Origin of the sequence: Streptomyces sp. NPDC007856 (assembly GCF_042868225.1) — a bacterium.
Taxonomy (GTDB): Bacteria; Actinomycetota; Actinomycetes; order Streptomycetales; family Streptomycetaceae; genus Streptomyces.
This window is the reverse complement of sequence record NZ_JBIAEC010000001.1, coordinates 659,321-683,866: the sequence shown is the minus strand read 5'-3', so window position 1 is coordinate 683,866 and position 24,546 is coordinate 659,321. Positions and strand designations below refer to the sequence as shown.

19 protein-coding genes are annotated in these 24,546 nt (G+C 72.7%); 5 read left to right on the top strand and 14 right to left on the bottom strand.

The window, feature by feature from the left end; translation table 11 throughout:
* Positions 1-37: 37 nt before the first annotated feature.
* Entirely contained in the window at positions 38-1,150 is a 1,113-nt protein-coding gene (locus tag ACFYOH_RS03265; RefSeq protein ID WP_388620634.1) for an SDR family oxidoreductase, read from the bottom strand.
* A gap of 188 nt (positions 1,151-1,338) precedes the next feature.
* On the opposite strand from ACFYOH_RS03265, the gene ACFYOH_RS03260 reads away from it, so the two are divergent.
* Both ACFYOH_RS03260 and ACFYOH_RS03255 read left to right on the top strand, forming a co-directional pair.
* Positions 1,339-2,772 (top strand): zinc-dependent metalloprotease, encoded by a 1,434-nt coding sequence (locus ACFYOH_RS03260; protein WP_388620631.1) that lies wholly within the window; start codon positions 1,339-1,341, stop codon positions 2,770-2,772.
* Positions 2,769-3,290, top strand: coding sequence for an NUDIX hydrolase (locus ACFYOH_RS03255; protein WP_388620628.1), 522 nt, complete (start codon positions 2,769-2,771; stop codon positions 3,288-3,290). The genes ACFYOH_RS03260 and ACFYOH_RS03255 overlap by 4 nt, the downstream gene beginning before the upstream one ends.
* 62 nt (positions 3,291-3,352) lie before the next feature.
* Here ACFYOH_RS03255 and ACFYOH_RS03250 read toward each other — a convergent pair whose 3' ends face one another.
* The 4 genes from ACFYOH_RS03250 to ACFYOH_RS03235 all read right to left on the bottom strand — a co-directional run bounded on the left by ACFYOH_RS03250 (position 3,353) and on the right by ACFYOH_RS03235 (position 7,248).
* Positions 3,353-4,108 (bottom strand): AIM24 family protein, encoded by a 756-nt coding sequence (locus ACFYOH_RS03250; protein ID WP_388620626.1) that lies wholly within the window; start codon positions 4,106-4,108, stop codon positions 3,353-3,355.
* Positions 4,109-4,125: 17 nt separating this feature from the next.
* Positions 4,126-4,806: an AIM24 family protein gene (locus ACFYOH_RS03245; protein WP_388620623.1), complete on the bottom strand. Its 681-nt coding sequence runs from the start codon at positions 4,804-4,806 to the stop codon at positions 4,126-4,128.
* 12 nt (positions 4,807-4,818) lie between these two features.
* Positions 4,819-6,522: a TerD family protein gene (locus tag ACFYOH_RS03240; RefSeq protein WP_388620620.1), complete on the bottom strand. Its 1,704-nt coding sequence runs from the start codon at positions 6,520-6,522 to the stop codon at positions 4,819-4,821.
* Positions 6,523-6,651: 129 nt separating this feature from the next.
* Positions 6,652-7,248, bottom strand: coding sequence for a M48 family metallopeptidase (locus ACFYOH_RS03235; protein ID WP_388620617.1), 597 nt, complete (start codon positions 7,246-7,248; stop codon positions 6,652-6,654).
* Between the two features lie 327 nt (positions 7,249-7,575).
* Here ACFYOH_RS03235 and ACFYOH_RS03230 point away from each other — a divergent pair, with 327 nt between their 5' ends.
* The gene (locus tag ACFYOH_RS03230) at positions 7,576-8,790 is read left to right on the top strand and encodes a TOMM precursor leader peptide-binding protein (RefSeq protein WP_388620614.1); all 1,215 of its coding nucleotides are present in this window, start codon (positions 7,576-7,578) and stop codon (positions 8,788-8,790) included.
* Positions 8,783-10,192, top strand: coding sequence for an ABC1 kinase family protein (locus tag ACFYOH_RS03225; protein WP_388620611.1), 1,410 nt, complete (start codon positions 8,783-8,785; stop codon positions 10,190-10,192). The genes ACFYOH_RS03230 and ACFYOH_RS03225 overlap by 8 nt, the downstream gene beginning before the upstream one ends.
* Before the next feature lie 101 nt (positions 10,193-10,293).
* On the opposite strand, the gene ACFYOH_RS03220 is transcribed toward ACFYOH_RS03225, so the two are convergent.
* The 5 genes from ACFYOH_RS03220 to ACFYOH_RS03200 form a co-directional block, all read right to left on the bottom strand.
* Complete coding sequence (locus tag ACFYOH_RS03220) at positions 10,294-10,506, bottom strand: hypothetical protein (RefSeq protein WP_388620608.1); 213 nt, start codon at positions 10,504-10,506, stop codon at positions 10,294-10,296.
* Between the two features lie 137 nt (positions 10,507-10,643).
* Positions 10,644-10,967, bottom strand: coding sequence for a hypothetical protein (locus tag ACFYOH_RS03215; protein WP_388620605.1), 324 nt, complete (start codon positions 10,965-10,967; stop codon positions 10,644-10,646).
* A complete protein-coding gene (locus ACFYOH_RS03210) occupies positions 10,964-11,332 on the bottom strand; it encodes a WhiB family transcriptional regulator (protein WP_388620602.1) in 369 nt (122 codons plus the stop codon). The genes ACFYOH_RS03215 and ACFYOH_RS03210 overlap by 4 nt, the downstream gene beginning before the upstream one ends.
* Positions 11,333-11,503: 171 nt before the next feature.
* Complete coding sequence (locus tag ACFYOH_RS03205; protein WP_388620600.1) at positions 11,504-11,824, bottom strand: hypothetical protein; 321 nt, start codon at positions 11,822-11,824, stop codon at positions 11,504-11,506.
* Between the two features lie 164 nt (positions 11,825-11,988).
* Entirely contained in the window at positions 11,989-14,241 is a 2,253-nt protein-coding gene (locus ACFYOH_RS03200; RefSeq protein WP_388620597.1) for an ATP-dependent DNA helicase UvrD2, read from the bottom strand.
* A 125-nt stretch (positions 14,242-14,366) separates the two neighbouring features.
* Between ACFYOH_RS03200 and ACFYOH_RS03195 the strand changes: the two genes are divergently transcribed.
* Complete coding sequence (locus ACFYOH_RS03195) at positions 14,367-14,609, top strand: mycoredoxin (RefSeq protein ID WP_030649619.1); 243 nt, start codon at positions 14,367-14,369, stop codon at positions 14,607-14,609.
* Positions 14,610-14,683: 74 nt separating this feature from the next.
* Here the strand turns inward: ACFYOH_RS03195 and nudC are convergent, their stop codons facing one another.
* From nudC to ACFYOH_RS03175, 4 genes are all read right to left on the bottom strand, one after another.
* Positions 14,684-15,628: an NAD(+) diphosphatase gene (gene nudC, locus ACFYOH_RS03190; protein WP_388620594.1), complete on the bottom strand. Its 945-nt coding sequence runs from the start codon at positions 15,626-15,628 to the stop codon at positions 14,684-14,686.
* 154 nt (positions 15,629-15,782) lie between these two features.
* Complete coding sequence (locus ACFYOH_RS03185; protein ID WP_388620591.1) at positions 15,783-17,186, bottom strand: dipeptidase; 1,404 nt, start codon at positions 17,184-17,186, stop codon at positions 15,783-15,785.
* 53 nt (positions 17,187-17,239) lie between these two features.
* Positions 17,240-20,791: a UvrD-helicase domain-containing protein gene (locus ACFYOH_RS03180; RefSeq protein WP_388620588.1), complete on the bottom strand. Its 3,552-nt coding sequence runs from the start codon at positions 20,789-20,791 to the stop codon at positions 17,240-17,242.
* Between the two features lie 114 nt (positions 20,792-20,905).
* Positions 20,906-24,337: an ATP-dependent helicase gene (locus ACFYOH_RS03175; RefSeq protein ID WP_388620585.1), complete on the bottom strand. Its 3,432-nt coding sequence runs from the start codon at positions 24,335-24,337 to the stop codon at positions 20,906-20,908.
* Positions 24,338-24,546: the final 209 nt, after the last annotated feature.

Sequence of the window (24,546 nt, the reverse complement as noted above, 5' to 3'; positions counted from 1 at the left end):
GCGGGCACGGAGCCCATCCCGCCCGGCCTCACCGGTCTCAGACCCGCCGCCGGGCCTTCCGAGCCCGCCGGACCACAGCGGCCGCGCCGAGCAGCGCCACCGTCGCCCCCGCGGCCCCCGCGGCCGTGGCGTCCTTGCGTCCCAGCCGCCGCCCGGCCACCGTGTGCCGCCCGGAGACCTCCTCCAGCAGCTCCGCGAGCACCTCCTCGTTGGTCCACCCCGGCCGCCACCCGGCGTCGTGCAGCCGGCTCCCGCTGACCACCCACGGGTACATCGTGTAGGCCAGGTCCCCCGCGGGGGACGGCGTGAGCCCGATCCGGTGCAGCCGGGCCGCCGCGCCCAGCGCCACCGCCGACGGCAGCTCCATCCGCCGGATCCCGCTCAGCTCCTCGACCTCCTCCTGCTCCAGCCACCCGTCGCAGCCGACGGCCAGCTCCCCGTCGACCTTCTCCAGGACCGCGTACTCCAGGGCACTGCACAGGTCCTCGACATGGCAGAACTGCCACGCGGGCCGCGACCCGGCGACGACGAGCAGCCGCGGCGACTCGAAATAGCGGGTCAGCGCCGTGTCGGTACCCCCGACCAGCACGGCGGGCCGGACCACGGTGACGTTCAGCCCCGGATGCGCCCGCGGCGCCCGCCGGGCCAGCCGCTCGATCTCCAGCAGGTCCCCCACGCCGGTCGCCTCGGCGGTCGCGCGCAGCTCGGCGTCCTCCGAAAGGGGCAGCTCGTTGTCCGGCAGCGCGCCGTAGACCATCGCCGAGGTGCACAGCACGACCCGGTGCACGCCGGCCGCCGCCGCGGCCGTCAGGACGGTCTGCGTCCCCCGGACGTTGTAAGCGGTGCGAGCGGCCGGATCGGTCTCCAGGTCCAGGTCGAGCGCGAGGTGGACGACCACGTCGGCGCCCCGCAGCTTGTCCGCGATGGCGGGGTCGCGCACGTCCAGGATGTGCCACTGCGCCTCGGCGCACTCCCCGCGCCGCTCGTCGATGGCGATGACCTGCTTGATCTCCTCGGAGGCGGCGAGCCGCTCGGTGAGCAGGGCACCGACCCCGCCGGCGGCGCCGGTGACCGCGACGACGGGGCCGCGCACGGCGGGAGAGGTTGATGGGTTTCGCGCTGCGCGAACCTGCGGATCTGGGGAACTCACCGGGCGTCTCCAGCGGTTGTCTTCGGTACGGGCGCGAGTGACGCGCACGTACCAGGTGCATCCATCCTGCCGCAGGCCTGCCGTGAGCGAAGCACCGAGGCCCGATCGGGTCCGGGTGTCTACGCTTGGTGTTGTCGGGCAGCCGCGCCGCCGGAGAGAACCGGTGGCCTTACCAGCCGAGGAATCCCGTGAGTGACACCCCATTCGGTTTCGGCCTTCCGCCGGAGGAGCCGGAAGACGGCGACGAGGGCAAGAAGAAGGACCAACAGAGCGGTGGTGGGCAGGGACCGGCCAATCCGTTCGGCTTCGGCGGCCTGCCCGGAGCCGGAGGCTTTGGCGGCCCCGGCGCCGACAATCCGCTCGCAGCGATGTTCGGGTCGCTGAACCCCACGGATCTGGGCGCCGCGTTCCAGCAGCTGGGCCAGATGCTCTCCTACGAGGGCGGCCCGGTGAACTGGGACATGGCCAAGCAGATCGCCCGCCAGACGGTCGCCCAGGGCACCCCGGACGGCACGAAGGACGCCAGCGTGGGCCCGGCCGAGCGCAGGGCGGTCGAGGAGGCCGTCCGCCTGGCCGACCTGTGGCTGGACGACGTGACGTCCCTGCCGTCGGGCTCGGCCTCGGCGGTCGCGTGGTCCCGCGCGGAGTGGGTCGAGGCGACCCTGCCGGCCTGGCAGGAACTGGTCGACCCGGTCGCCGAGCGGGTCGGCGCGGCCATGGGCGACGTCCTGCCGGAGGAGATGCAGGCCATGGCGGGCCCGCTGATCGGCATGATGCGCTCGATGGGCGGCGCCATGTTCGGCACGCAGATCGGTCAGGCCGTCGGCGTGCTCGCGGGCGAGGTCGTCGGCTCCACCGACATCGGCCTGCCGCTCGGCCCGGCCGGCAAGGCCGCGCTGCTCCCGGCCAACGTGGAGGCCTTCGGCAAGGACCTCAGCGTGTCGCAGGAGGAGGTGCGGCTGTATCTGGCTCTGCGGGAGGCGGCCCACCAGCGCCTGTTCGCGCACGTGCCGTGGCTGCGCTCGCACCTGTTCGGCGCGGTCGACGGGTACGCGCGCGGGATCAAGGTCGACACCGCCAAGCTGGAGGACGTGGTCGGCCAGTTCGACCCGCAGAACCCGGAGCAGCTGCAGGACGCCTTGCAGCAGGGCATGTTCCAGCCGGAGGACACGCCGGAGCAGAAGGCCGCCCTGGCCCGGCTGGAGACCGCGCTGGCGCTCGTCGAGGGCTGGGTGGATGCGGTGGTCCACGCGGCCGCGAAGCCGCGTCTGTCGTCGGCCGACGCCCTGCGCGAGACCCTGCGCCGCCGCCGTGCCACGGGCGGCCCGGCCGAGCAGACCTTCGCCACCCTGATCGGCCTGGAGCTGCGCCCGCGCCGGCTGCGCGACGCCTCCCGCCTGTGGGCCTCGCTCACGGACGCGCGCGGGGTCGACGGCCGGGACGGTCTGTGGGCCCACCCGGACATGCTGCCGACCGCGACCGACCTGGACGACCCGGACGGCTTCGTGCACCGCGAGCAGCTGGACTTCTCCGAGCTGGACAAGATGCTCGGGGAAGCCGCCGACAAGCCGGACCTGCGCAAGAAGGACGACGGCGAGGCAGAGGGCGACGACGCCGAGTGAGCCTGCACGACGACGCGGTCCTCGTCCTGAAGGGGTACGAGGGCCAGGACGAACTGCGCCAGGCCTACCTCGACCATCTGGCGGCCCACCCGGACGGCATGTGGAAGGCCTGCGAGGCCGGCCATGTGACGGCGAGCGCCCTGGTCATCGATCCCGAGCACGGCCGGGTGCTGCTCACCCTGCACAGGAAGCTGCGGATGTGGCTGCAGATGGGCGGCCACTGCGAACCGGGCGATCCGTCGCTCGCGGCGGCGGCCCTGCGCGAGGCGACGGAGGAGTCCGGCGTCCCCGGGCTGACCCTGCTGCCCGGCGGCCCGGTGCGCCTGGACCGGCATCCGATCCCGGCGCCCTGCCACTGGCACTACGACGTGCAGTACGCGGCCCTGGCACCGCCCGGCGCCATGCAGGCGATCAGTGACGAGTCGCTCGACCTGCGCTGGTTCCCGTACGACGAGGTGGCCGACGTGGCCGACGAGTCGGTCGTACGTCTACTGGAGGCGACGCGCGCCAGGCTGTGACGGTGTGAGCGTGGCCCGGTGTGAGGGGTGGCCACCATGGCGGCCACCCCTCACCTGTGGGCTCAGCTCCAGACGTTCCCCTGGTTCTGCCCGCGTGCACCGTGCTGCCCCATGCCGAACTGTGCGGCGAGGCCCTGCCCGATCACCGCGTTCTGCGGCGGCAGCAGCTCGCTGGGCTGGACCAGCGCGAAGCCGGACCCCATGAAGCTCAGCTCCCAGCCCTCACCGGTGCTGCCGCGCCGGCGCCACACTCCGGAGGAATGCGTCTGCGCCTGCATCTGCACGCGCAGCCCGGTGGACCAGGCGACGATCGCGTCCGCGTCGCAGTTGACGTACTTGTCCGGCGTCACCTGCATCAGCAGCGGCGCTCCCGACGTCATCAGGGCGACCCTGCCGCGCCCGGTGATGTTCAGCTGGTACTTCCCGGAGCCGGAGATGCCGTAGAGGCTGTCGACGGCGACGACCTCGTAGTGCAGCGAGGAGTCCATGGCGAGGACGTAGGAGCTGTCGACGGTCAGCCCGTCCTGCTCGACGTCCATGATGTGCACGTGCTGGGCCAGGTTGGCGAGATACACCGTGCCCTGCCCGTGACAGCGCATCAGGTCCAGGCCCTCGCCGGTGTACGCACGCGCGCGTGCCTGGTTGCTGTTCTGGTACTCGGCGTCGAACTCCATCAGCCCCTGGTAGGCGACCATGGTGCCCTTACGGGCGAGGATGTCGTCGTGGCCCTCCAGGGTGACGCGGAGCATCTGCGAGTTCTGCAGGCTCCAGCGCTCCTGCGTCTGGACGTCGTTGTGCGCGAAAAGCGGGCTCTGCATGGCTTGGTGACTCCCCCTCAGCCCCGGATCCGGAGGCGGTCGGTGCTGTCCTCACTGGGCTGGACGACGACGATGCCCTGGCCGGAGAAGGCCATCTGGTAGGCCTCACCGCTGCCCCGGCCGATCAGCGACTGCGCCTTGAAGCTGCGCTTGCCCTTCACCTTCAGGTTCGGCGACCAGGCGACGAGCGCGTCCGGGTCGACGTAGGTCTCGTCCTCGCCGCCGCCGCAGTCGACGACGATCGGCTCGCCGCGGGAGGTCAGCGCGACCCAGCCCTGCCCCGAGATCCTCGTGTTCCACAGCCCCTGCCCGGCGAACTTCGCCAGGCCCTTCACCCGCTCCACACCCCAGTTGAGGTGGGCGTCGAAGGCGAGCAGGTTGGTGGCGTTGACGGAGATGCCGTCACCGTTGAGGTTGATCACGACGACGTTGGCGCCGTAGTCGGCGAGGTAGAGCAGGCCGTCCCCGGTGCACTTCATCAGGGGCGCGCCCTCGCCGGTGATCCAGTCGCGGGCGATCTGGCGGACGGCCGGCGGGTTGGGCTCGTACTGGATGAAGCCTTCGTAGGCGACCATCGAGCCCACGCGCGCGAGGAGGTCGTTCCCGGTCTGCATGGCGACCTTCAGCATGTGGCTGCCGTGGTTCTCCATGCGCGCGGTGACGGGTGCGGGGGCGTAGCCCGCGAGCGGCTGGTTCATGACGGGCTCCCCTTAGACCTCGTACGGCTGGACGACGATGAAGTTGCCGGGCGCGCCCCGGAACTGGAGGTTGACGCTCTCGCCGGTGTCGCCCGGGTAGGCGTTGCGGCGCATGCGGACCTGGCTGGAGACGATCACCTGGGAGGCGGCCGACCAGGCGACGACCGCGTTGCAGTCGGCGAAGGTGGTCGGCGTGACCGGCAGGACCACGGGCGTGCCGTGCGTCTTGACGACGATCGTGCCGGTGCCCTGGAACTGCATGGTGAACAGCGCGCCGCCGGGAATGCCGTGGCCCTCGATGCGGCGGACCTCGTACTGCAGGCTCTCGTCGAAGGCAAGGACGTTCTCCGCGGACACGCAGATCGCGTCACCCTGCAGTTCGACGGGGTGCACATGGGTGGCGTTCTCGGCGAGGAACACCTGGCCGTTGCCGGTGCAGCGCATCAGCTGCATCTCCTGGCCGGTGGCGTTGCCGACGATCCGTCCGGCGAATCCGGCGCCCTTGTAGCTGAAGTCGACCTTGCCCTGGTAGAGCACCATGCTGCCCTGCCGGGCCAGCACGGGCTGCCCGCCGATGCCGAGGTCGACGCGGATGAGCTTCTTGTTCTGCTGCGTCCAGCGCTGCCCGGTGGGCGTCTCCTTGTACATCTGCAGCGCGGCCGTCACACCGGCACCGCCCTGCGGGGCGCCCTGCGGCACTCCGTAGCCGGCGGGCTGCTGGCCGGGTACCTGCCCGTAGCCCGGGGGCATGGGCGCGGTGGGCTGTCCGCCGTAGGAGGGCGGCTGCTGGCCGTAGCCCGGCGGCATCGGCGCGGCGGGCTGACCGCCGTAGGACGGCTGCTGGGGCGGCTGGCCGTACGGCTGCTGGGGCTGTCCGTACGGTGCGGGGGCCGGGGCCGGCGGCGGGACCGTGCCGCCGACGGGCGGGGTCATGGGGGCGATGACCGTCGGCGCGGCGTGCACGTCCGGCGCGGGCGCCGGGGGCGGGGTGTGGCCGGGCGGTGTGAAGCCCTGCGGAGTTGTGGCTCCGGGCGGCGGCGCGAAACCCTGGGCGGCGGGCTGTGGCGCGGGGGCCGGGGCGGGGACGGCCGGGGCGGCGAACGCGGGCGGGGCAGCGGCCTGGGCGGGCGGGGCGAAGCCCGGGGCGGCACCGGTCTGCGGCTGTTGCGGGGCGGCGGGCGCCTCCTCCTCCAGCACTTCACCGCCGAAGTTCTTCAGCAGCGCCTCCAGTCCGCCGTCGAAGCCCTGCCCGACGGCGGCGAACCGCCACACGTCCTTCAGGTAGATGTCGCCGACCATCACGGCCCGCTCGGTGGAGAACTCCGCGCCGCTGAAGGAGTACCGCGCGATCTCCTCACCGCCCGCCACGATCCGCAGGTAGCCGGGGCCGATCTGCGACATCTGCCCGGCGCCGTCGATGGTCGCCGTGAAGGCCAGCTTGTGGATGTGCGGGGGGATCCGGTCCAGCGTGACCCGGAACGACTCGGTGTCGCCCGCCTGGGCACCCAGCAGCTGGATGGACTCCTCCGGGGACTTCGGCTGGTTGAAGAAGACGAAGTACCGGTCGTCCGAGAGGCGCTCGTCGGCGTCCAGACCGAAGCAGCTGATGTCGAAGGTCAGCCCGGGGCCGGAGATCTGCACGCCCACGTACAGATCCGTGCCGGCCGTGAGGTCACTGATCCTGGCCTTGTGGCCGCGTTGGAATTCCCTGGCCATGCGTAACGACCGTCCCCCATCCCGAATACGAGTGCGTCGCGCCAGGCTAACGGCAAAGTCCGACAGCGGACGCAGCCGGTACAGAGCCGGTACACAACCGCGCCCGGAGGAGGACGGACGGCGCCGGGTTCACCCCCCGCGCGCCCCGGGCACATGCGGCAGCCGTTCCGCGGCGACCACCCCTTCGAGGTAGCCGCGGGCCCGCTCGGTGCGCGGATACGCCTCCAGCAGCCGCCAGAAGTCCGGCCCGTGACCGGGGACCAGCAGATGGGCCAGCTCATGGCAGAGGACGTAGTCGACGACGTACTCGGGCATTCCCTGCAGCCGGTGCGAGAGCCGGATGCTGCCCTCGGCCGGGGTGCACGAACCCCAGCGCGTGTTCTGGTTGGTGACCCAGCGTACGGAGGCGGGGCGCGCCCGGCCGTCGAAGTACTGCGCCGACAGCCGTTCGGCACGCTCGGCCAGTTCGGCGTCGCCGAGCACCCGCTTGCTCTCCTGGGCAGCGAGTTTGTCGAGCATGACGGTGATCCAGCGCTGTTCCTCCGCCTTCGACATCCGGGCGGGGATCAGTACGACGGTGCGATCGCCCTCGCGGTACGCGGAGACCGTCCGGCGGCGCCGGGAACTCCTGCGGACCTCGATCGCGCTCGCCCCCGAGCCGCCGGGCGGCTGGCTCGTCGTGCTGCGCTGTGGAATTCCGGCACGGTGCAGTGGGTCGGCGGGCACGCCCCGACGTTACCCGCTGGGCAGGGCCGAAGTCCCGGCTCCGGAACGGTTCGATGCCGATCCCCCACCGTGCGTTTGATTCCTATGATTCCTACCACTGATCCGCACATCCGGTTTACGAGGCTCCGCACGAGCGGTTTGCCGCCACCGTCCGACCGATTTATTACGCTTTGATCGGTCGACCTATACGACAAATACCCTCACCCTGTGGATAACCCTCGGCACCGGTCCGACTGGCACGGCATGCTGGCAGGCGTCGGTGGAGCGTGACCGGTTCCACCGGCGACGAGATGTTCAGGATGCTTTCCACGGATACGGGGGCCAGTCATGCATCCGGTGATGAAACCCGCGCTGCGGCGCGGCTGGCGTGATCGCGAGACCGTGCAGTTCGGAATGACCCAGGCACACGCGCTGACACTGGGACCGATGGACCCGGCCACGCGCGGCTTCCTCGACCTGCTCAACGGCACGCGCGGACTGCCGCTGCTCCGCGAGGAGGCCCGCCGCATGCGGCTCCCGGCCGGCCATGTCGACACCCTGCTGGCACGGCTGACCCGCGCGGGCCTCGTCGACGACGCGCGCGGCGGCGGACCGGCCGCCGACGCGCTGCGCGCCAAGACGCATGTCCTGGGGCGGCTGCGCCCCGACCTCGCCGCGCTGTCCCTGACCACGGCCGAGCCCGGCGGCGCGCTCGCCCGGCTCGCCGCCCGCCGCGCACTGCGCGTCCAGGTCCGGGGCGCGGGCCGCGTCGGCGCCGTACTGGCCTCGGCGCTGTCGGGCGCCGGAGTCGGCGAGGTCGACGTACGAGACGTGGGACGCGTCGAGCCGTGGGACGTGGCACCGGGCGGGCTGCCCGCCGAGTCGCTCGGCGAGCGCCGGGACACGGCGGCGCGCGCCGCGGTGCGCCGTGCGGCACCCGAGCGCCCACCGCGCCGCGCCCACTCCCCCGGATCCGGCGCCCAGGACCCCGGATTCTCCCTGGTGATCCTCACTCCCCGGGACGACGTCGCCGTGCACGCACCGGACCCGGCCGACACCGAGCCGCTCATGGCCTCCGGAACGCCCCATCTGTACGCCGGCGTCGTCGAGGGCACCGGAGTCGTCGGACCGCTCGTCCTGCCCGGCGCATCGGGCTGCGCCGGCTGTCTGCACCTCGACCGCGGGGACCGGGACCCGGCCTGGCCCCGGCTGACCGCCCAGTGGCGGTGCGCCAGGGCCCGCCGGGTCGGGGCCTGCGATCTGACGCTCGCCACGGCGGTCGCCGGACTGGCCGCGGCGCACGCGCTCGCCTTCCTCGACGGGGAGTCGCCGTCCAGCACCGGCACCCGCTGGGAGGTGTCCACGCCCGGCCTGAACTGGCACGCCCGACCGGTCCGGCCGCATCCGGCATGCGGGTGCGGCGCTGCGGACAGACCTGAAGAGGAGCACCCCTCAACCGTCGGCGAAGCACGCGCGACAATGGCGGTGCAACGGCCGTCGACGGAGCAACGACGCAAGTCACGCGCGGCGCGGCCGACTGGGACTTGGAGGGCGCATGTCTGATCTTCCCCGGAAGGCGGTCACCCGTACCGCCAAGCTCGCCGCGCTCCCGCTCGGCTTCGCCGGCCGGGCGACCTGGGGGCTGGGCAAGCGGATCGTGGGCGAGTCCGCGGAGATCGTCGGCCGGGAACTGCAACAGCGCACGGCGGAGCAGCTGTTCAAGGTGCTGGGCGAATTGAAGGGCGGTGCGATGAAGTTCGGGCAGGCCCTGTCCGTCTTCGAGTCCGCGCTGCCCGAGGAGATCGCCGGGCCCTACCGCGCCGCTCTGACCAAGCTCCAGGAGGCGGCGCCGCCGATGCCGACCCGCACGGTGCACGCGGTGCTCGCGGAGCGGCTCGGGCCGGACTGGCGCGAGCTGTTCGAGGAGTTCGAGGACAAGCCGGCCGCGGCGGCCTCGATCGGGCAGGTGCACCGGGCCGTGTGGCACGACGGCCGTGAGGTGGCGGTCAAGGTGCAGTACCCGGGCGCCGGCGAGGCCCTGCTCTCCGATCTCGGCCAACTGAGCCGCTTCGCCCGCCTCTTGGGCCCGCTGATTCCCGGCATGGACATCAAGCCGCTCATCGCGGAACTGAAGGACCGCGTCTCCGAGGAGCTGGACTACGGACTGGAGGCGCAGGCCCAGACCGCCCACGCGGAGGAGTTCGCGGACGACCCGGACGTGGTGGTCCCGGCGGTGGTGCACCAGTGCGACCAGGTCCTGGTGACCGAGTGGATCGACGGCATCCCGCTGTCGGAGGTGATCTCGGACGGCACCCCGGAGCAGCGCGACCGCGCCGGCCAGCTCCTGGCCCGGTTCCTCTTCTCGGGCCCGGCACGCACCGGCCTGCTGCACGCCGACCCGCATCCCGGCAACTTCCGGCTGCTGCCCGGCGGCCCGGCCGGCGAGGACGACTGGCGCCTGGGCGTCCTGGACTTCGGCACGGTCGACCGGCTGCCCGGCGGTCTGCCGACTCCGATCGGCATCTCGCTCCGTATGACGCTGGACGGCGAGGCCGAGACGGTCTACGAACTCCTCTGCGAGGAAGGATTTGTGAAGGAGTCCATAGAGCTGGACCCCGACGCGGTCCTCGACTACCTGCTGCCGATCATCGAACCGGCCCGGGTCGAGGCGTTCACCTTCAGCCGCACCTGGATGCGCAACCAGGCCGCGCGCATCGCCGACCCTCGCTCCCCCGCCTATCAGCTGGGCAAGCGGCTCAACCTGCCGCCCGCCTATCTGCTGATCCACCGGGTGACCCTGAGCACCATCGGCGTCCTGTGCCAACTCGGCGCGACGGTACGACTCCGCGAGGAGCTGGAAGACTGGCTGCCGGGGTTCGTCCTCGACATCCCTGAGGACGAACTGATGGACGGCGAACTGACGGACGACGAACTGCCTGAGGAGGAGCCTGCGGCGGAGGCGTGATCCCGTGATGCGAGGTGCCTCGTATCGGGTGACCGGCGATTCTTGAAAGCGGGGAGGGAGGGGAGGGGGCGGGGGCGGGGGGAGGGGCCCCGAGAAGCGGCTCACCACCAGGACGAGTCCAGCCGCCCCTCGATCGCCCTCAGGTTCTCCCTGGAGCAGGTGTCGCAGAAGTACTGGCGGACGCCGTTCTCCACGGAGCAGGTCCAGGTGACCGGCTGGGGGCCTTCGGCGGGGGTTCCGCAGCGGGCGCACACGAGAACGCGGCGCTCCGGGGTGGAGCCGCCCTGATCACTTCCTCCGGGAAGACTCGTCACCCGGCGACGATAACTCCGCAGGCGGCGGAACGCCGTACAACGCACCGCGGGGGCCGGTCCGTTCAGCCGGACCGGCCCCCGCTCGAGAAGGCTTCGCCTCCCGGGCCGGGAGGCCGCCGCTTCCGCAGGCGTGATCGTTACTGCATGACCGCCATGGCGAGCGCGCGCCGGGCGCGCAGCGAGGCGCGCTCGGCCCGGCGCTGCATCCGCTCGGCGACCGCCAGGCGCACGGCCCGGCGCTCCCGCGCGGCGTCATGGAGTCGCTCGTCCATATGCGCACGAGCCAGGGCTTCTTGCATGAGTTGCATCTCTCGGGTCCTGTTCTGGCGCGCTTCGGTCGCGCCGGTGGTGGTGACGTCTGGAGTCGCGGAGCCTGCGGGCTCGCTGGTGGACGGCTTCATCGGGGCCTGCTTCTTGGGGTCGTGCGTGAGGGGACGGTCGATCGTTCCTGCGGTGTTCATGCCGTGACCGGGTTCTTCCGCGGGCGACCACGCGGCCGCTTCCGGGCGACGACGACACCCTGGACGAACAGCTCGCCACCCCAGACGCCCCAGGGCTCACGCCGCTCCTCGGCGCCGGCGAGGCAGGCCTCGATCAGCGGGCAGGTGCGGCAGAGGGACTTGGCGTACTCGACGTCCGCCGGCGACTCGGCGAAGAAGACCTCCGGGTCGTAGGAGCGGCAGGGGACGGGTACGCCGAGGTTCTCGATGGCGTCGTCGAGCGCGGTGAGCGCGGTGAGGGGGGTCAAGGTGGAGTCCTCCGTGAGGCCGGGCGGGGGGATCGTTTGCGAAGGCGGTACGGACGGGGCGTGCGCTTCGAGTTGCACGGTTGGTCTTCCTCGTCTGGTCGGTCCGGCCGGTTGACCGGGTGTCGGCTTGGTACCGGGTTCTTTTTTGTCCCGAGGCCCCTTCGCTCCGTCGTCCCCGTTCGGGGAAAACAGAAGGGCCGCGGATCCCGGATGGGGTTCCGCGGCCCTGAAGGCGCCGGCCTGATCGGATCAGGCTGGATCACTCCAGGGTTCTGGCCCACGGAAGGCCCACATCAGGTGGTGCTGCGTCGTCTGCTTCCGGAATCCGGCACCGGCCGCCGCAAAGGCATAGGCCTGCGCCTGTGCCGCTACCGCTTCCAGTGCCTTGGTCGGTCGCTCATTGCGCTCACGGACGGGAAGGCCCGCGGGAGCAAGGGAGGACGCCGGGCGGTCGGCACGGATGCCGGACAGACCGGTGGCCTGGTGGGAGGCGCCGAGCATGCACAGGGAGACGGCCGAGCGATCGGTCAGTTTGGCCGTGCTGATGGTGCTGGTGTTGATGCTGATCACTGGACTCGCCTCCTCTCGGCGTCTCAAGGACTGGGGTGAACCAGTCCGTTCGGATATGCAAGTACATCACGGAGGCGGGCCCTTCGAGAAGGCCGCTGCTTCCGTGCCTAGAACCTATGGGGATTGCCGGGGCATGCGCAAACTATTTTTTCGACGAGTTCGCATCAGTCGCCCTCGTCGCCTTCCCCAACCTCGTGGCCTGCGCAGATGGCCAGAACGTCGGTTCCGTAGCTGCGCAGCTTGCGGCTGAGGACACCGGGGATGCGGGAGAGCTCGGCGGGACTCTCGGGCCGTGCCTCGGCGATGGCCATCAGGGTGCGGTCGGTGAAGACGCAGAAGTCCGGTTGTCCGCTGCGCTCGGCCTGGATCGCCCGCCACTCCCGCAGCCGTGCGTAGAGCCCTTCGTCCATGTCCGAGGGGCAGTCCTCGCAGCGCATCAGCTTCATCTCGCCGGCGTCGGTGAGCGTGCGGCCGCAGACCCGGCAGCGGGCGGGGGTGCGCTGGGTACGGCGGGGAGCGGCGAGGGTGCCGGTGGTGGTCCCGCGCTCGATGCCTCCGGTGACGGCGGTGCCGGCGTGGCCGACGGTGGGGGTGGTGCCGGGGCGCAATCCGTCGAGGAAGTGGCTGGGTCTGCGGTTGGGGCGGGTTCCGGGTGAGCGGGACAGCGCCCAGGAGAGGTGGAGCCGTTCCCGCGCACGGGTGACGCCGACGTAGAGGAGCCTGCGTTCTTCCTCGATCTGCTCGTCGGTCCTGGCGTAGGTGATGGGGAGCATGCCCTCGGCGACGCCGACCAGGAAGACGACGTCCCACTCCAGGCCCTTGGCGGCGTGCAGGGAGGCGAGGGTGACGCCCTGGACGGTCGGGGCGTGCTGGGCGTTCGCCCGCTCGTCGAGTTCCGCCACGAAGTCGCCGAGGGTGGCGCCGGGTCGGGCGGCGGCGAGGTCGTGGGCGAGGCCGACGAGGGCGGCGAGGGACTCCCAGCGTTCTCTGACGGCGCCGAAGCCGGCCGGGGGCTCGGTGGTCCAGCCCTCTCCGGACAGGACGGCGCGCACCTGGGAGGGCAGGTCCACGGCGTCGTCCAGCAGGGAGTCGTTGCCGCCGAAGCGGGCGGCGCCGCGCAGGGCGATGCCGGCCTTGCGGACCTCGGGGCGGTCGAAGAAGCGCTCGGCGCCGCGTAGCTGGTAGGGGACGCCGGCGTCGGCGAGGGCCTGCTCGTAGGTCTCGGACTGGGCGTTCGTACGGAACAGGACGGCGATCTCGGCGGCCGGGACGCCCGCGTCGATCAGTTCGCGGATGCGGCGGGCGGCGCCTTCGGCCTCGGCCGGTTCGTCGGTGTACTCGGTGTAGACGGGCTCGGGGCCGGGGGGCCGCTGGGAGACCAGTTCCAGCCGGTGGTCGGCGGCGCGGCCGCGGGCCTGGGCGAGCAGGCCGTTGGCGAGGTGGACCACCTGGGGGGTGGAGCGGTAGTCACGGACGAGTTTGACGACGGTGGCGCCGGGGTGCCGGGTGCGGAAGTCGAGGAGGTGGTCGGGCGTTGCTCCGGTGAACGAGTAGATCGTCTGGCTGGCGTCGCCGACGACGCACAGGTTGTCGCGGTCGCCGAGCCAGAGTTCCAGCATCCGCTGCTGCAGGGGGCTGACGTCCTGGTATTCGTCGACGACGAAGTGCTGGTACTGCGCGCGGACCTGTTCGGCGATGTCGTGCCGGTCCTGGAGGATGGCGACGGTCAGCAGCAGGACGTCCTCGAAGTCGATCACGGCGCGGTCGCGCTTGAGGTCTTCGTAGGCCGCGTAGAGGTGGGCGATCTCGGCGGGGTCGCGGGGGGCCTCGCGGCCGGCCTTCGCGGCCGCGTACGGGTAGTCGGCGGGGATCGTCTGGGTGACCTTGGACCACTCGATCTCGGCGGTGACGTCGCGCAGCTCGCCCCGGTCGAGCCGGGTGCCCAGTCGTGCGGCCGCGTCGGCGACGAGCTGGATCTTGCGGTCGACGAGCCGGGGCATGCCGCCACCGATCGCTTTCGGCCAGAAGTACTGGAGCTGGCGCAGGGCGGCGGAGTGGAAGGTGCGGGCCTGGACGCCGTGGGCGCCGAGCTGGCGCAGCCGGCCGCGCATCTCTCCGGCGGCGCGGTTGGTGAAGGTGACGGCGAGCACGCTGGAGGGCTGGAGGATGCCGGCGCGCACGCCGTAGGCGATGCGGTGGGTGATCGCCCGTGTCTTGCCCGTGCCCGCTCCGGCCAGGACGCACACCGGGCCGTGCAGGGCGGTGGCCACCGCGCGCTGCTCGGGGTCGAGCCCTTCGAGCACCGCGTCGGCAGAGTCCGGTGCCTGCGGGAAGAGGGTGGAGTGCGGTGCTGCTGTCACACCGCCATGCTGCCAGGTCGCCCGGGACTGCCGTGCCGGTTGTCCACAGGCGGGCACAGATAGTCGTATGAATGCGGCAGGCGTCACAGCCGCCTGTGGATACCCCGGGCGGGAATGGCGGACGGCTCGCGTACGTTCTTCCCCCGGACGACTTTCCGAGCTGCCTGAGGAGCGCGAGAGACATGCAGGGCACTGTGACGATGTACAGCACGACTTGGTGCGGCTACTGCCGGCGGCTGAAGAGCCAGCTGGACCGGGAGGGCATCGCCTACACCGAGATCAACATCGAGCAGGACCCGGAGTCCGCCGCTTTCGTGGAGAAGGCGAATGGCGGAAACCAGACGGTCCCGACGGTGCTCTTCGCGGACGGTTCCACGCTGACGAACCCGTCGCTCGCCCAGGTGAAGCAGAAGCTCGCCGCCTGACGCTCCGCGGGTTTCCGCGGTAACCACACAGCAGGGCGGCCCCTGAAAGGATCGGGGGCCGCCCTGCTGTGACTTCAGACGAAGCTGCGTGTCGGCAGCGGCTTGCCGTACCACATCTCGATCAGGCGGGCCGCGATGGAGATGCCGTAGGGCGGCAGTACCTCGCCGGATTCGAAGGCGTCGTGCAGTTCCTCGCGGGAGAACCAGCGGGCCTCGTGGATCTCGTCGCCGTCGACGTCGATCTCGGTCGAGGTGGCGCGGGCCATGAAGCCGAGCATCAGGCTGGACGGGAAGGGCCAGGGCTGGCTGGCCACGTACTCCACGGGGCCGACGGTGACGCCTACCTCCTCGGACACCTCGCGGCGCACCGCCTGCTCGATGGACTCGCCGGGTTCGACGAAGCCGGCGAGCGTGGAGAAGCGGCCCTCGGGCCAGTGGACCTGGCGGCCGAGCAGGATGCGGTCGTCCGCGTCGGTCACGGCCATGATCACGGCCGGATCGGTGCGCGGGTAGTGCTCGGCGCCGCAGGCCGGGCAGCGGCGGATGTGGCCGGCGGCGGCGATGACCGTGCGTTCCCCGCAGCGGGAGCAGAAACGATGGGTGCGCTGCCAGTTCTCCAGGCCGACCGCGTGCACCATCAGCCCGGTGTCGCGCGGCGAGAGCAGCAGGCCGGCCTCGCGCAGCCCGGCGGGCCGTGCGGACTGGTCGATACGGCCGGGCAGCGCGTCCTTCTGGAGCGCGAAGTAGCTGACGCCGTCCTCGTCGATGCCGAGGAAGTAGCGGTGCGCCTCGGTGAGGGGGGCCTCGAAGGACGGCGTCATGACGAGTTCGGTCCGGCCGTCCGGGGTCTCGTCGATGAGCACCTGGCCGCCGGAGACCACGAAGCAGCGGGTCGTGGGGTGGCTCCACGCCGCCGCGAGCCAGGCCTCGTCGAGCCGGTGGTGGGCGGCGCGGTCGATGCCGTTCGGGGCGGTCAGCGAGATGGGACGGTCAGCTGTGTCGTCGGTCCAGGTGGTCACGGGTGCTTCCAACTCCCCCAGTGCAGCGGTTCGTTCGGCGGGCGGTTCGGCGGGACGTGGGCGGGAGGGCACCGGGCCGGGCGCGGGTGGGACGGGCGGGACGGTCCTTCCAGTGTGCCCCGCGCGCGGTGCCCACCCGTACGGCACCGGCCGGTCAGGGCGTGTGACGCCAGTGCTCGGCCAGGTCACCCCACAGATGGGCGCTGGTCTCGACGCCCTTGAGGAGGAGATCCAGCTCGACCTTTTCGTTCGGGGCGTGCCAGCCGTCGGAGGGGACGGAGATGCCCAGGAAGAGCACGGGGGCGCCGAGGACCTCCTGGAGGTCGGCGGCGGGTCCGGAGCCGCCCTCGCGGGTGAAGCGGACCGACTTCTCGAAGGCGCGGCCCATGGCGCGGACCACGGACTGCAGTGCGGGGTGGTCGAGCGGGGTCAGGCATGGGCGGGTGGCCGCGCCGAAGCCGATCTCGTACCGGATCCCGGCGGGCACCTGTGTCTCGACCCAGGCGCGGACGGCCTTCTCGAGGTGGTCCGGGTCCTGGCCGGCGACCATCCGGAAGGACAGCTTCACCATGGCCGAGGAGGGGATGATCGTCTTGTTGCCGGGGCCCTGGTAACCGCCGCCGATGCCGTTGACCTCGGCGGTCGGGCGGGCCCAGATGCGTTCGAGGGTGGTGTATCCGGCCTCGCCGTGGGTGGCGCGGGACTTGGCGGTGTCCAGCCAGCGCTGCTCGTCGAAGGGCAGCTCGGCGAACAGCTCGCGCTCTCGGTCGGTCAGCTCCACGATGCCGTCGTAGAAGCCGGGGATCGCCACGCGCGCGTGCTCGTCGTGCAGGGCTGCGACCAGGCGGGCGGCGGCGACGGCCGGGTTGGGTACGGCACCGCCGAACGAGCCGGAGTGGATGTCCTGGTCGGGGCCGTACAGCCGGATCTCGCACTCGGCGAGGCCGCGCATGCCGGTGCAGACGGTCGGGGTGTCCTCGGACCACATGCCGGTGTCGGAGACGATCACGGCGTCGGCGGCGAGCCGGCCCGCGTGCTCCTCGACCAGGGCCCGGAAGTGCGGGGAGCCGGACTCCTCCTCGCCCTCGATCAGGAGTTTCAGGTTGACCGCGGGGGCGGTGCGGCCGGTGGCGGCGAGGTGGGCGCGGACGCCGAGTGTGTGGAAGAACACCTGGCCCTTGTCGTCGGCCGCCCCGCGCGCGTAGAGACGGTTTCCGCGGACGACCGGCTCGAAGGGGTCGGTGTCCCAGCCGTCCTCGCGGGCGGCGGGCTGTACGTCGTGGTGGCCGTAGACGAGGACGGTGGGTGCCTCGGGGTCGCCGGAGGGCCACTCGGCGAAGACGGCCGGGGCGCCGGGGGTCTGCCAGACCTCGGTGGTCGGGAAGCCGGTCTCGTTGAGCTTGGCGGCGAGCCAGTCGGCGCTGCGCCGTACGTCGGGCGCGTGGTCGGGCTGGGCCGACACGGAGGGGATGCGCAGCCATGCCGCGAGGTCGTCGAGGAAGGTGGCGCGGTGCTGCTCGATGTACGTGCGGACGGCGCTGTCCGGGGTCTGGCTCATGTTCACGAGCCTATCGGCCCGCACGGACATCCTCGGCGGGCGGTTCGTCACACTCAGATTGCCGGGTGTGCCGTTTCGGTGTCTTCCGTGAGGAGCCGTTCCAGGGCGGTCCGGTCCGGCAGGTCCTGCGGCCGTACGACCTCGCCGGTGCGCACGTACAGGAAGGCGGCCGTGACGGACTCGGGGGGCACGCCCTGCTGCTCGGCCCAGGCCAGCCGGTACACGGCGAGCTGGAGCGGGTCGGCGGTGCGGGTACGGCTGGTCTTCCAGTCGACGATCTCGTACGTCGCCCCGTCGCCGTCGCCGTGTCTGTAGACGGCGTCGATGCGACCCCGTACCACGCGGCCGGCGAGGGTGAGCTGGAAGGGCGCTTCGACGCGGTAGGGGGTGCGCCGGGCGTACTCGGTGCGTTCGAAGGCCTCCTTGAGGGCTTCCAGGTCCTGTTCGTCGGCGATCTCGGCGTCGCTGCCGGGCAGCTCGTCGGGTTCCAGCAGGGGGAGCGTCAGTTCCTCGAAGCGGGCTTCGACCCAGGCGTGGAACCGGGTGCCCCGGCGCGCGGCCGGTTGCGGAGGGCGTGGCATGGGGCGCGCGAGTTCCTGCGCGAGCCCGTCCGGGTCCTCGGCCAGGCGCAGCAGTTGGGTGGCGGTGAGCGCGGCGGGCAGCGGGACGTCGGTGACGGTCTGCCGGGCGCGCAGCAGTTCGCCGCTGAGCGCGTCCAGGTCACGGTCCCAGGAGGCGATGGTGCGGGCCTCCTCGGGGGTGAGAGAGGCCTCGGGCGCGGGATCGGGGGTGCGCGGAGCGCGTGCGCCGGGCGCGGGTGCCTGGTGGGGAACGGTCGGCCGCTCGGCGCTCCAGGAGTCCCAGCTGTCGGCATCCTGCGCATCGGGGCCGCCGTCGTCGTACGGGAACCCGTCCCCGTACGGATCCTCGGGCAGGCCCTCGTACGGCTCCTCGCCGTAGGGGTCGTCGTCCGGGGGCGGGGGCCAGGCCGGGTCGTCGAGGGCAGCGGGGTCGTGGGCGGCCGACGGGTGCGTGGTGTCCTGGGCGGCGAGGGCGTCCAGGTGGGCGAGGACGGTCTCGGCGGCCGCGCGGCGGCGGGCCAGGGCGGCGGCGTCCAGCGGGAGCGGCCACACCTGGTCGGCGCCGGCCGTGTGCAGGGCGGGGTTCTCCTCGTCCTCGGCGGGCTCCTCGGCCCAGGCCTCGATCTCGCCGTGTCCGGCGGCGCAGTGGTCGTGGAGGGCCCGGAGGAAGTCGGAGGGGCCGCGTGGTCTCTTCTGGCTGGGCCCCCACCAGTGGCCGGAGCCGAGCAGCAGCGAGCGGGGGCGGGTGAAGGTGACGTAGCCGAGGCGGAGCTCCTCGGTGTGCTGGTGGTCCTTCATGGCCTCGTGGAAGGCCTTCATGCCGCGCGCGTCCCAGCTGTCGACGTCGGGCAGGGTGTCGGTGTCGCCGCGCAGGGCGTGCGGCACCACCTTGGCCTGCGCCGTCCACTTCTCGCGGCCCTGTGCGCTGGGAAAGGTGCCCTTGACCAGGCCGGGGACGGCCACGACGTCCCACTCCAGGCCCTTGGACTTGTGGGCGGTGAGCACCTTGACGGTGTTCTCGCCGCCGGGCAGGGCGTTGTCGAGGCCCTTCTCGTACTGCGCTGCGGTGCGCAGGAAGCCGAGGAAGGCGAGCAGGGTGGCCTCGGCGTCGCTCGCCGCGAAGGACGCGGCGACGTCCAGGAAGTTGGACAGGGTCTCGCGGCGGCGGGCGGCCAGGGCGTGCGGGGACGCCGACAGCTCCACTTCCAGGCCGGTGACGGCGAGCACGCGGTGCAGGACGTCCATCAGCGGGTCGGACAGCGAGCGGCGCAGGTCGCGCAGTTCGGCTGCCAGGCGGGCGAAGCGCACGCGCGCGTCCGGGGAGAACGGCAGCCCGTCGTCGTGCGCCTCGGCGTCCATGGGTGCTTCGAGGAAGGTGTCGAGGGCGTCCGCGAGCGAGATCACCTCGGCGGGGTCGACCCCCTCGACGGCGGCGGCGAGCCGGCGGTCGGGGTCGTCGCCGTCGTCCACGCGTGCGTGGGCGACCAGCAGGCGGGCGCGGCGGCCCAGCAGGGCGAGGTCGCGGGGGCCGATGCGCCAGCGCGGGCCGGTCAGCAGGCGCACCAGGGCGGCGTTGGCGCCGGGGTCCTGCAGGACCTCGCAGACGGCGACGAGGTCGGCGACCTCGGGCAGGTGCAGCAGCCCGGACAGGCCGACCACCTCGACGGGGACGTCCCGTGCCACGAGGGCGCCCTGGATCTCGGCGAAGTCGGTGGCCGTACGGCACAGTACGGCGATCTCGCCGGGGGCCGTGCCGGTGTGCACGAGGTGGGCGATCGAGTCGGCGATCCAGTCGAGTTCCTCGGCGTGGGTGGGCAGCAGCGCGCAGCGGACCGTGCCGTCGTACTCGGCGCCGGGGGCCGGGCGCAGGGCCTCCACGCCCGCGTGCATGGCACGCAGGGGTTCGGCGAGGCCGTTGGCGAGGTCGAGGAGGCGGCCGCCGCTGCGGCGGTTCTCGCTGAGGGCCTGCCGGGTGGCTCGGCGGCCGTCGGCGTGCGCGAAGTGCGCGGGGAAGTCGTCCAGGTTGGCGACGGAGGCGCCACGCCAGCCGTAGATGGCCTGGCAGGGGTCGCCGACCGCGGTCACGGGATGGCCCGTGCCGCCGCCGAACAGGCCCGCGAGCAGGACGCGTTGGGCGACGGAGGTGTCCTGGTACTCGTCCAGGAGCACCACGCGGAACTCCTCGCGCAGCAGCCGGCCCACCTCGGGGATGCGGGCGAGGCGGGCGGACAGGGCGATCTGGTCGCCGAAGTCGAGCAGGTCGCGTTCGCGTTTGGCCGTCCGGTAGCGGCGGACGAGGTCGGCCAGTTCGCGGCGGGCGGCGGCCGTCTCGGGCACCTTGCGCAGGTCGGCGTTGGTGAGCTTGGCGCTCTGGAGGGTGCGCAGCAGGTCGGCGTCCCAGGAGCGCAGTTCCTCGGGGTCGACGAGGTGTTCGGCGAGTTCGGAGTCGAGGGCGAGCAGGTCGCTGACGAGGTCGGCGAAGGAGCGGGTCAGCGCGGGGTAGGGGCCGGGGGCCTCACGCAGCACGCGCGCGGCGAGCTGGTAGCGCGTGGCGTCGGCGAGCAGCCGGGAGGTTGGCTCCAGGCCGAGGCGCAGTCCGTGGTCGGTGAGGAGGCGGCCGGCGAAGGCGTGGTACGTCGAGATGACCGGCTCGCCGGGCGGGTTGTCCGGGTCCGACGAGACGGAGTCAGCGCGAAGCGGTGTCGTTGAGGGGTGGTGGTCGGGTGACGGGAGGGCGTCCGGGTCGGTGACGCCGGCCTTGATCAGGGCCTTGCGGACGCGTTCGGCCAGCTCGCCTGCGGCCTTGTTGGTGAAGGTCAGGCCGAGGACCTGTTCGGGGGCGACCTGGCCGGTGCCGACCAGCCAGACCACGCGGGCGGCCATCACGGTGGTCTTGCCCGACCCGGCTCCGGCCACGATCACCTGCGGGGCGGGCGGCGCGGTGATGCAGGCCGTCTGCTCCGGGGTGAACGGGATGCCGAGGAGCTCTTTGAGCTGCTCGGGGTCGGTGATGCGGGCGGACATGTCGCAAAAGGCTAGCGGCGGGGACTGACAGTCGAGCCCCGATCGGCCCTCCGGGAGCAAGAAGCACAGGTCAGCGCATGTGGTGCCGTGCGTCACTCCGGCATCCCCGGTGGCTCAGTCGATCACGTGCCGTCCCTCGGGACGGGCGCTGCACGAGGCGCGGAACGCGCAGTGCGTGCAGTGCTGGCCGGTGTTCGGCGCGAACCGCTCGTCGAGGACCTTGCCGGCGGCGGTGGCCAGCAGCTCGCCGACCCACTCCCCCGACAGCGGTTCCTGGGTCTGCGTCTTGGGCAGGCTGTCGCCGCCGTCGCGTCTGGCGGCGCCCTGCCTGAGGTGCACCAGTTCGGCGCCGCCGGATTCGGGACGTGCGCCGTCGAAGGCCTCATCGACGGCGCCCTCCTGGACGGCCAGCTGGTAGACGGCGAGCTGGGGATGGCGGGCCACCTCGGCGGCGCTGGGTGCCTGCTTGCCGGTCTTGAAGTCCACCACGTAGGCGCGGCCCTCGGCGTCCGTTTCCACACGGTCCATCTGGCCGCGGATGCGGACCTGGTAGTCGCCCGCTTCGAGGGTGACGTCGAAGTCCTGCTCGCTCGCGACCGGGGTGCGGCCGGTGCGGTCCAGCACATGCCAGTTCAGGAAGCGTTCGAGCGCCACGCGCGCGTTGTCCTTCTCCTGCTGCGACTTCCAGGGCGCGTCGAAGGCGAGCGCGTTCCACACCGAGTCCAGGCGTTCCATGAGGACGTCGAGGTCGGCCGGGCTGCGGCCGGAGGCGACCTCGTCGGCGAGGACGTGGACGACGTTGCCGAAGCCCTGTGCGGTGGTGGCCGGGGCGTCGGCCTTCACCTCGCGGCCCAGGAACCACTGGAGCGCGCAGGTGTTGGCGAGCTGGTCGAGGGCGCTGCCGGAGAGCACGACCGGCCGGTCGCGGTGGCGCAGCGGCACCTTGCTCTCGGTCGGGTCGTACATGCCCCACCAGCGGTAGGGGTGCGCGGAGGGCACCAGCGGGCGGCCGTCCTCGTCGGCGAGGGCGGCGAGCCGGGCCAGGCGGCGGGCGGCGGCCTCCCGCAGGGCGGCGGACGCGCGCGGGTCGACCGTGGTGGCGCGCAGCTCGGCGACGAGCGCGGCCACGGACAGCGGGCGGCGGGGGCGGCCGGTGACGTCCTTCGGCTCGACGCCGAGTTCGGTCAGGAAGCGGGACGGCTGGTCGCCGTCGTCGGCCGGTGCCTTCACCGCGGTGACGACGAGGCGTTCACGCGCGCGCGTGGCGGCCACGTAGAACAGCCTGCGCTCCTCGGCGAGCAGGGCGCCCTGGGTGAGCGGTTCGGCGAGTCCGTCGCGGCCGATGCGGTCGGCTTCCAGGAGGGAGCCGCGCCGGCGCAGGTCGGGCCACAGGCCCTCCTGGACACCGGCGACGACGACCAGCCGCCACTCCAGGCCCTTGGCGCGGTGCGCGGTCATCAGACGGACTGCGTGGGGGCGTACCGCGCGGCGCGTGAGCGTGTCGGCGGCGATGTCCTGGGCCTCGATCTCCTCCAGGAAGTTGAGCGCGCCACGGCCTCCGGTGCGCTCCTCCGCGCGCGCGGCGGTGGCGAACAGCGCGCACACGGCGTCCAGGTCCCGGTCGGCGTTGCGGCCGGCCGCGCCGCCGCGCCGGGCGGCCCGTTCCAGGCGCGTGGGCCATGGCGTGCCCTCCCACAGGTCCCACAGCGCCTCCTCGGCCGTACCGCCGCCCGCGAGGCGCTCGCGGGCCTTGCGCAGCAGCGCGCCGAGGCGCTGCGCGCCGCGCGCGTACGCCGGGTCGTGCACGGCCAGGCGCTCGGGCTCGGCAAGCGCCCGTGCGAGGAGTACGTCGGACGGGGGTGGCAGCGGGTTGCCGGCCACCCGCTCCTCCTCGCGCAGGGCGCGGCCGAGGCGGCGCAGGTCGGCGGGGTCCATGCCGGCGAGGGGGGAGGCGAGCAGGGTGAGCGCGGTCTCGGTGTCGAGCCAGGAGAGGTCCGGGGCCGGCTCCGCCATGTCTTCGGAGGCGGTGTCTTCGGGGGCGGCGTCCGCGGCGACGGCCTCTTCTGGGCCGGTCTCCTCAGGATCGTCCGAGGCAGTCTCGACAGATTCGTCGGCAGGGGAGAGCACGCCCGCGTTCTCCTCGTGGCGCCGGGCCTCCGCCGTGGCCACCGCGCGCAGGGCCGTCAGCAGCGGCGCCACCGCCGGCTCGTGGCGCAGGGGCAGGTCGTCGCCGTCGATGTCCAGCGGAACGCCGGCCGCGGTGAGGGCGCGGCGCAGGGTCGGCAGGGTGCGGGCGCCGGCTCGGACCAGGACGGCCATGTCGCTCCAGGCGACGCCGTCCTCCAGGTGCGCGCGGCGCAGGATGTCCGCGATGTTGTCCAGTTCCGTACCTGCCGTCGGGTACGTGTAGACCTCCACGCGGCCCCCGTCGCGTACGGCGGCCGGCTCACGGTGGACGCGAACCCTGTCGGCGGGCAGCCGGGGCAGCGGCATGCGCTGGGTGATCAGCCGGGTGGCGGCCAGCAGGGCGGCACCGGAGCGGCGGGAGGTGCGCAGCACCTCGACGGGGGCGGGGCGGCCGTCCGCGCGCGGGAAGGCCGCCGGGAAGTCGAGGATGCCGTTCACGTCGGCACCCCGGAAGGCGTAGATCGACTGGTCGGGATCGCCGAGGGCGACCAGGGTCCGTCCGCCGCCGGCCAGTGCGTGCAGGAGCCGTACCTGGGCAGGGTCGGTGTCCTGGTACTCGTCGACGTACACGGCGTCGTACTGGGCGGCGAGCCGTGCGGCGGTCTCCGGGCGGCGGGCGAGCAGGACCGCGCGGTGGACCAGTTCCGTGTAGTCGATCACGCCCTGCATGTCGAGCACGTCCAGGTACTCGGCGAGGAACGCGGCGGCGGCGCGCCAGTCGGGGCGGCCGATACGGCGGGCGAAGGCGTCCAGTGCGCCGGGGCCGAGGCCCAGCTCGCGACTGCGGGCGAGGACCGCGCGGACCTCGTCGGCGAAGCCCCGCGTGGTCAGGCAGGCGCGCAGCTCGTCGGGCCAGCGCACATGCGCCAGTCCGAGCCGCTGCAGTTCCGGCTGCCCGGCGAGCAGCTCGCGGACGGTGACGTCCTGCTCCGGGCCGGAGAGCAGCCGCAGCGGCTCGGTGAACAGGCCGCTGTCCTGGTGGGCGCGCACGAGCGCGTAGCAGTACGAGTGGAACGTGGTCGCCCGGGGCGCGCGGGCGGCGCCGATGCGCAGGGCCATGCGGTCGCGCAGGTCGACGGCGGCCTTGCGGCTGAACGTCAGCACCAGGATGCGTTCGGGATCGGCGCCGCGGGCGATCCGCGCGGCCACGGACTCGACGAGGGTGGTGGTCTTGCCGGTGCCGGGGCCGGCGAGGACGAGCAGGGGTCCGGCGCTGTGGTCAACCACGGCGCGCTGAGCCGCGTCCAGACGAGGGGGGTCCATGGTGGCCGGCGGGGTACGGACCAGTCGGTAAGCGCCACGGCCCCCCTGCCGCACCGGGGGGTGCGGCAGGCGCCTGGTGGTGGAAGAGGAGCTCACTTGATCGGCCGGTCCTGGTGTTCGTGCTGGTGGGCGGGCGGTCACGCGTGCGAGGCGGTGACCGCGGGGTGAGGGGGACACGTGCAGCCGACGCTACGCCGCCGCACCGGACGGAAGCAGGGCTTCCGCTTCTTCCCTCGCGGCGCTCGTGCCACGCGCGTCCCACAACCCACGAACGTACGTCATGCCACGGATGTCCCCCCTGTCAC

Bases quoted from the DNA above. Each gene is read 5' to 3' on its own strand.
- ACFYOH_RS03250 (WP_388620626.1), bottom strand. From the start codon at position 4,108: ATGCAGAGCCCGCTTTTCGCGCACAACGACGTCCAGACGCAGGAGCGC.
- ACFYOH_RS03245 (WP_388620623.1), bottom strand. From the start codon at position 4,806: ATGAACCAGCCGCTCGCGGGCTACGCCCCCGCACCCGTCACCGCGCGC.
- ACFYOH_RS03240 (WP_388620620.1), bottom strand. From the start codon at position 6,522: ATGGCCAGGGAATTCCAACGCGGCCACAAGGCCAGGATCAGTGACCTC.
- ACFYOH_RS03230 (WP_388620614.1), top strand. From the start codon at position 7,576: ATGCATCCGGTGATGAAACCCGCGCTGCGGCGCGGCTGGCGTGATCGC.
- ACFYOH_RS03225 (WP_388620611.1), top strand. From the start codon at position 8,783: ATGTCTGATCTTCCCCGGAAGGCGGTCACCCGTACCGCCAAGCTCGCC.
- ACFYOH_RS03215 (WP_388620605.1), bottom strand. From the start codon at position 10,967: ATGAACACCGCAGGAACGATCGACCGTCCCCTCACGCACGACCCCAAG.
- ACFYOH_RS03195 (WP_030649619.1), top strand. From the start codon at position 14,367: ATGCAGGGCACTGTGACGATGTACAGCACGACTTGGTGCGGCTACTGC.
- ACFYOH_RS03185 (WP_388620591.1), bottom strand. From the start codon at position 17,186: ATGAGCCAGACCCCGGACAGCGCCGTCCGCACGTACATCGAGCAGCAC.
- ACFYOH_RS03180 (WP_388620588.1), bottom strand. From the start codon at position 20,791: ATGTCCGCCCGCATCACCGACCCCGAGCAGCTCAAAGAGCTCCTCGGC.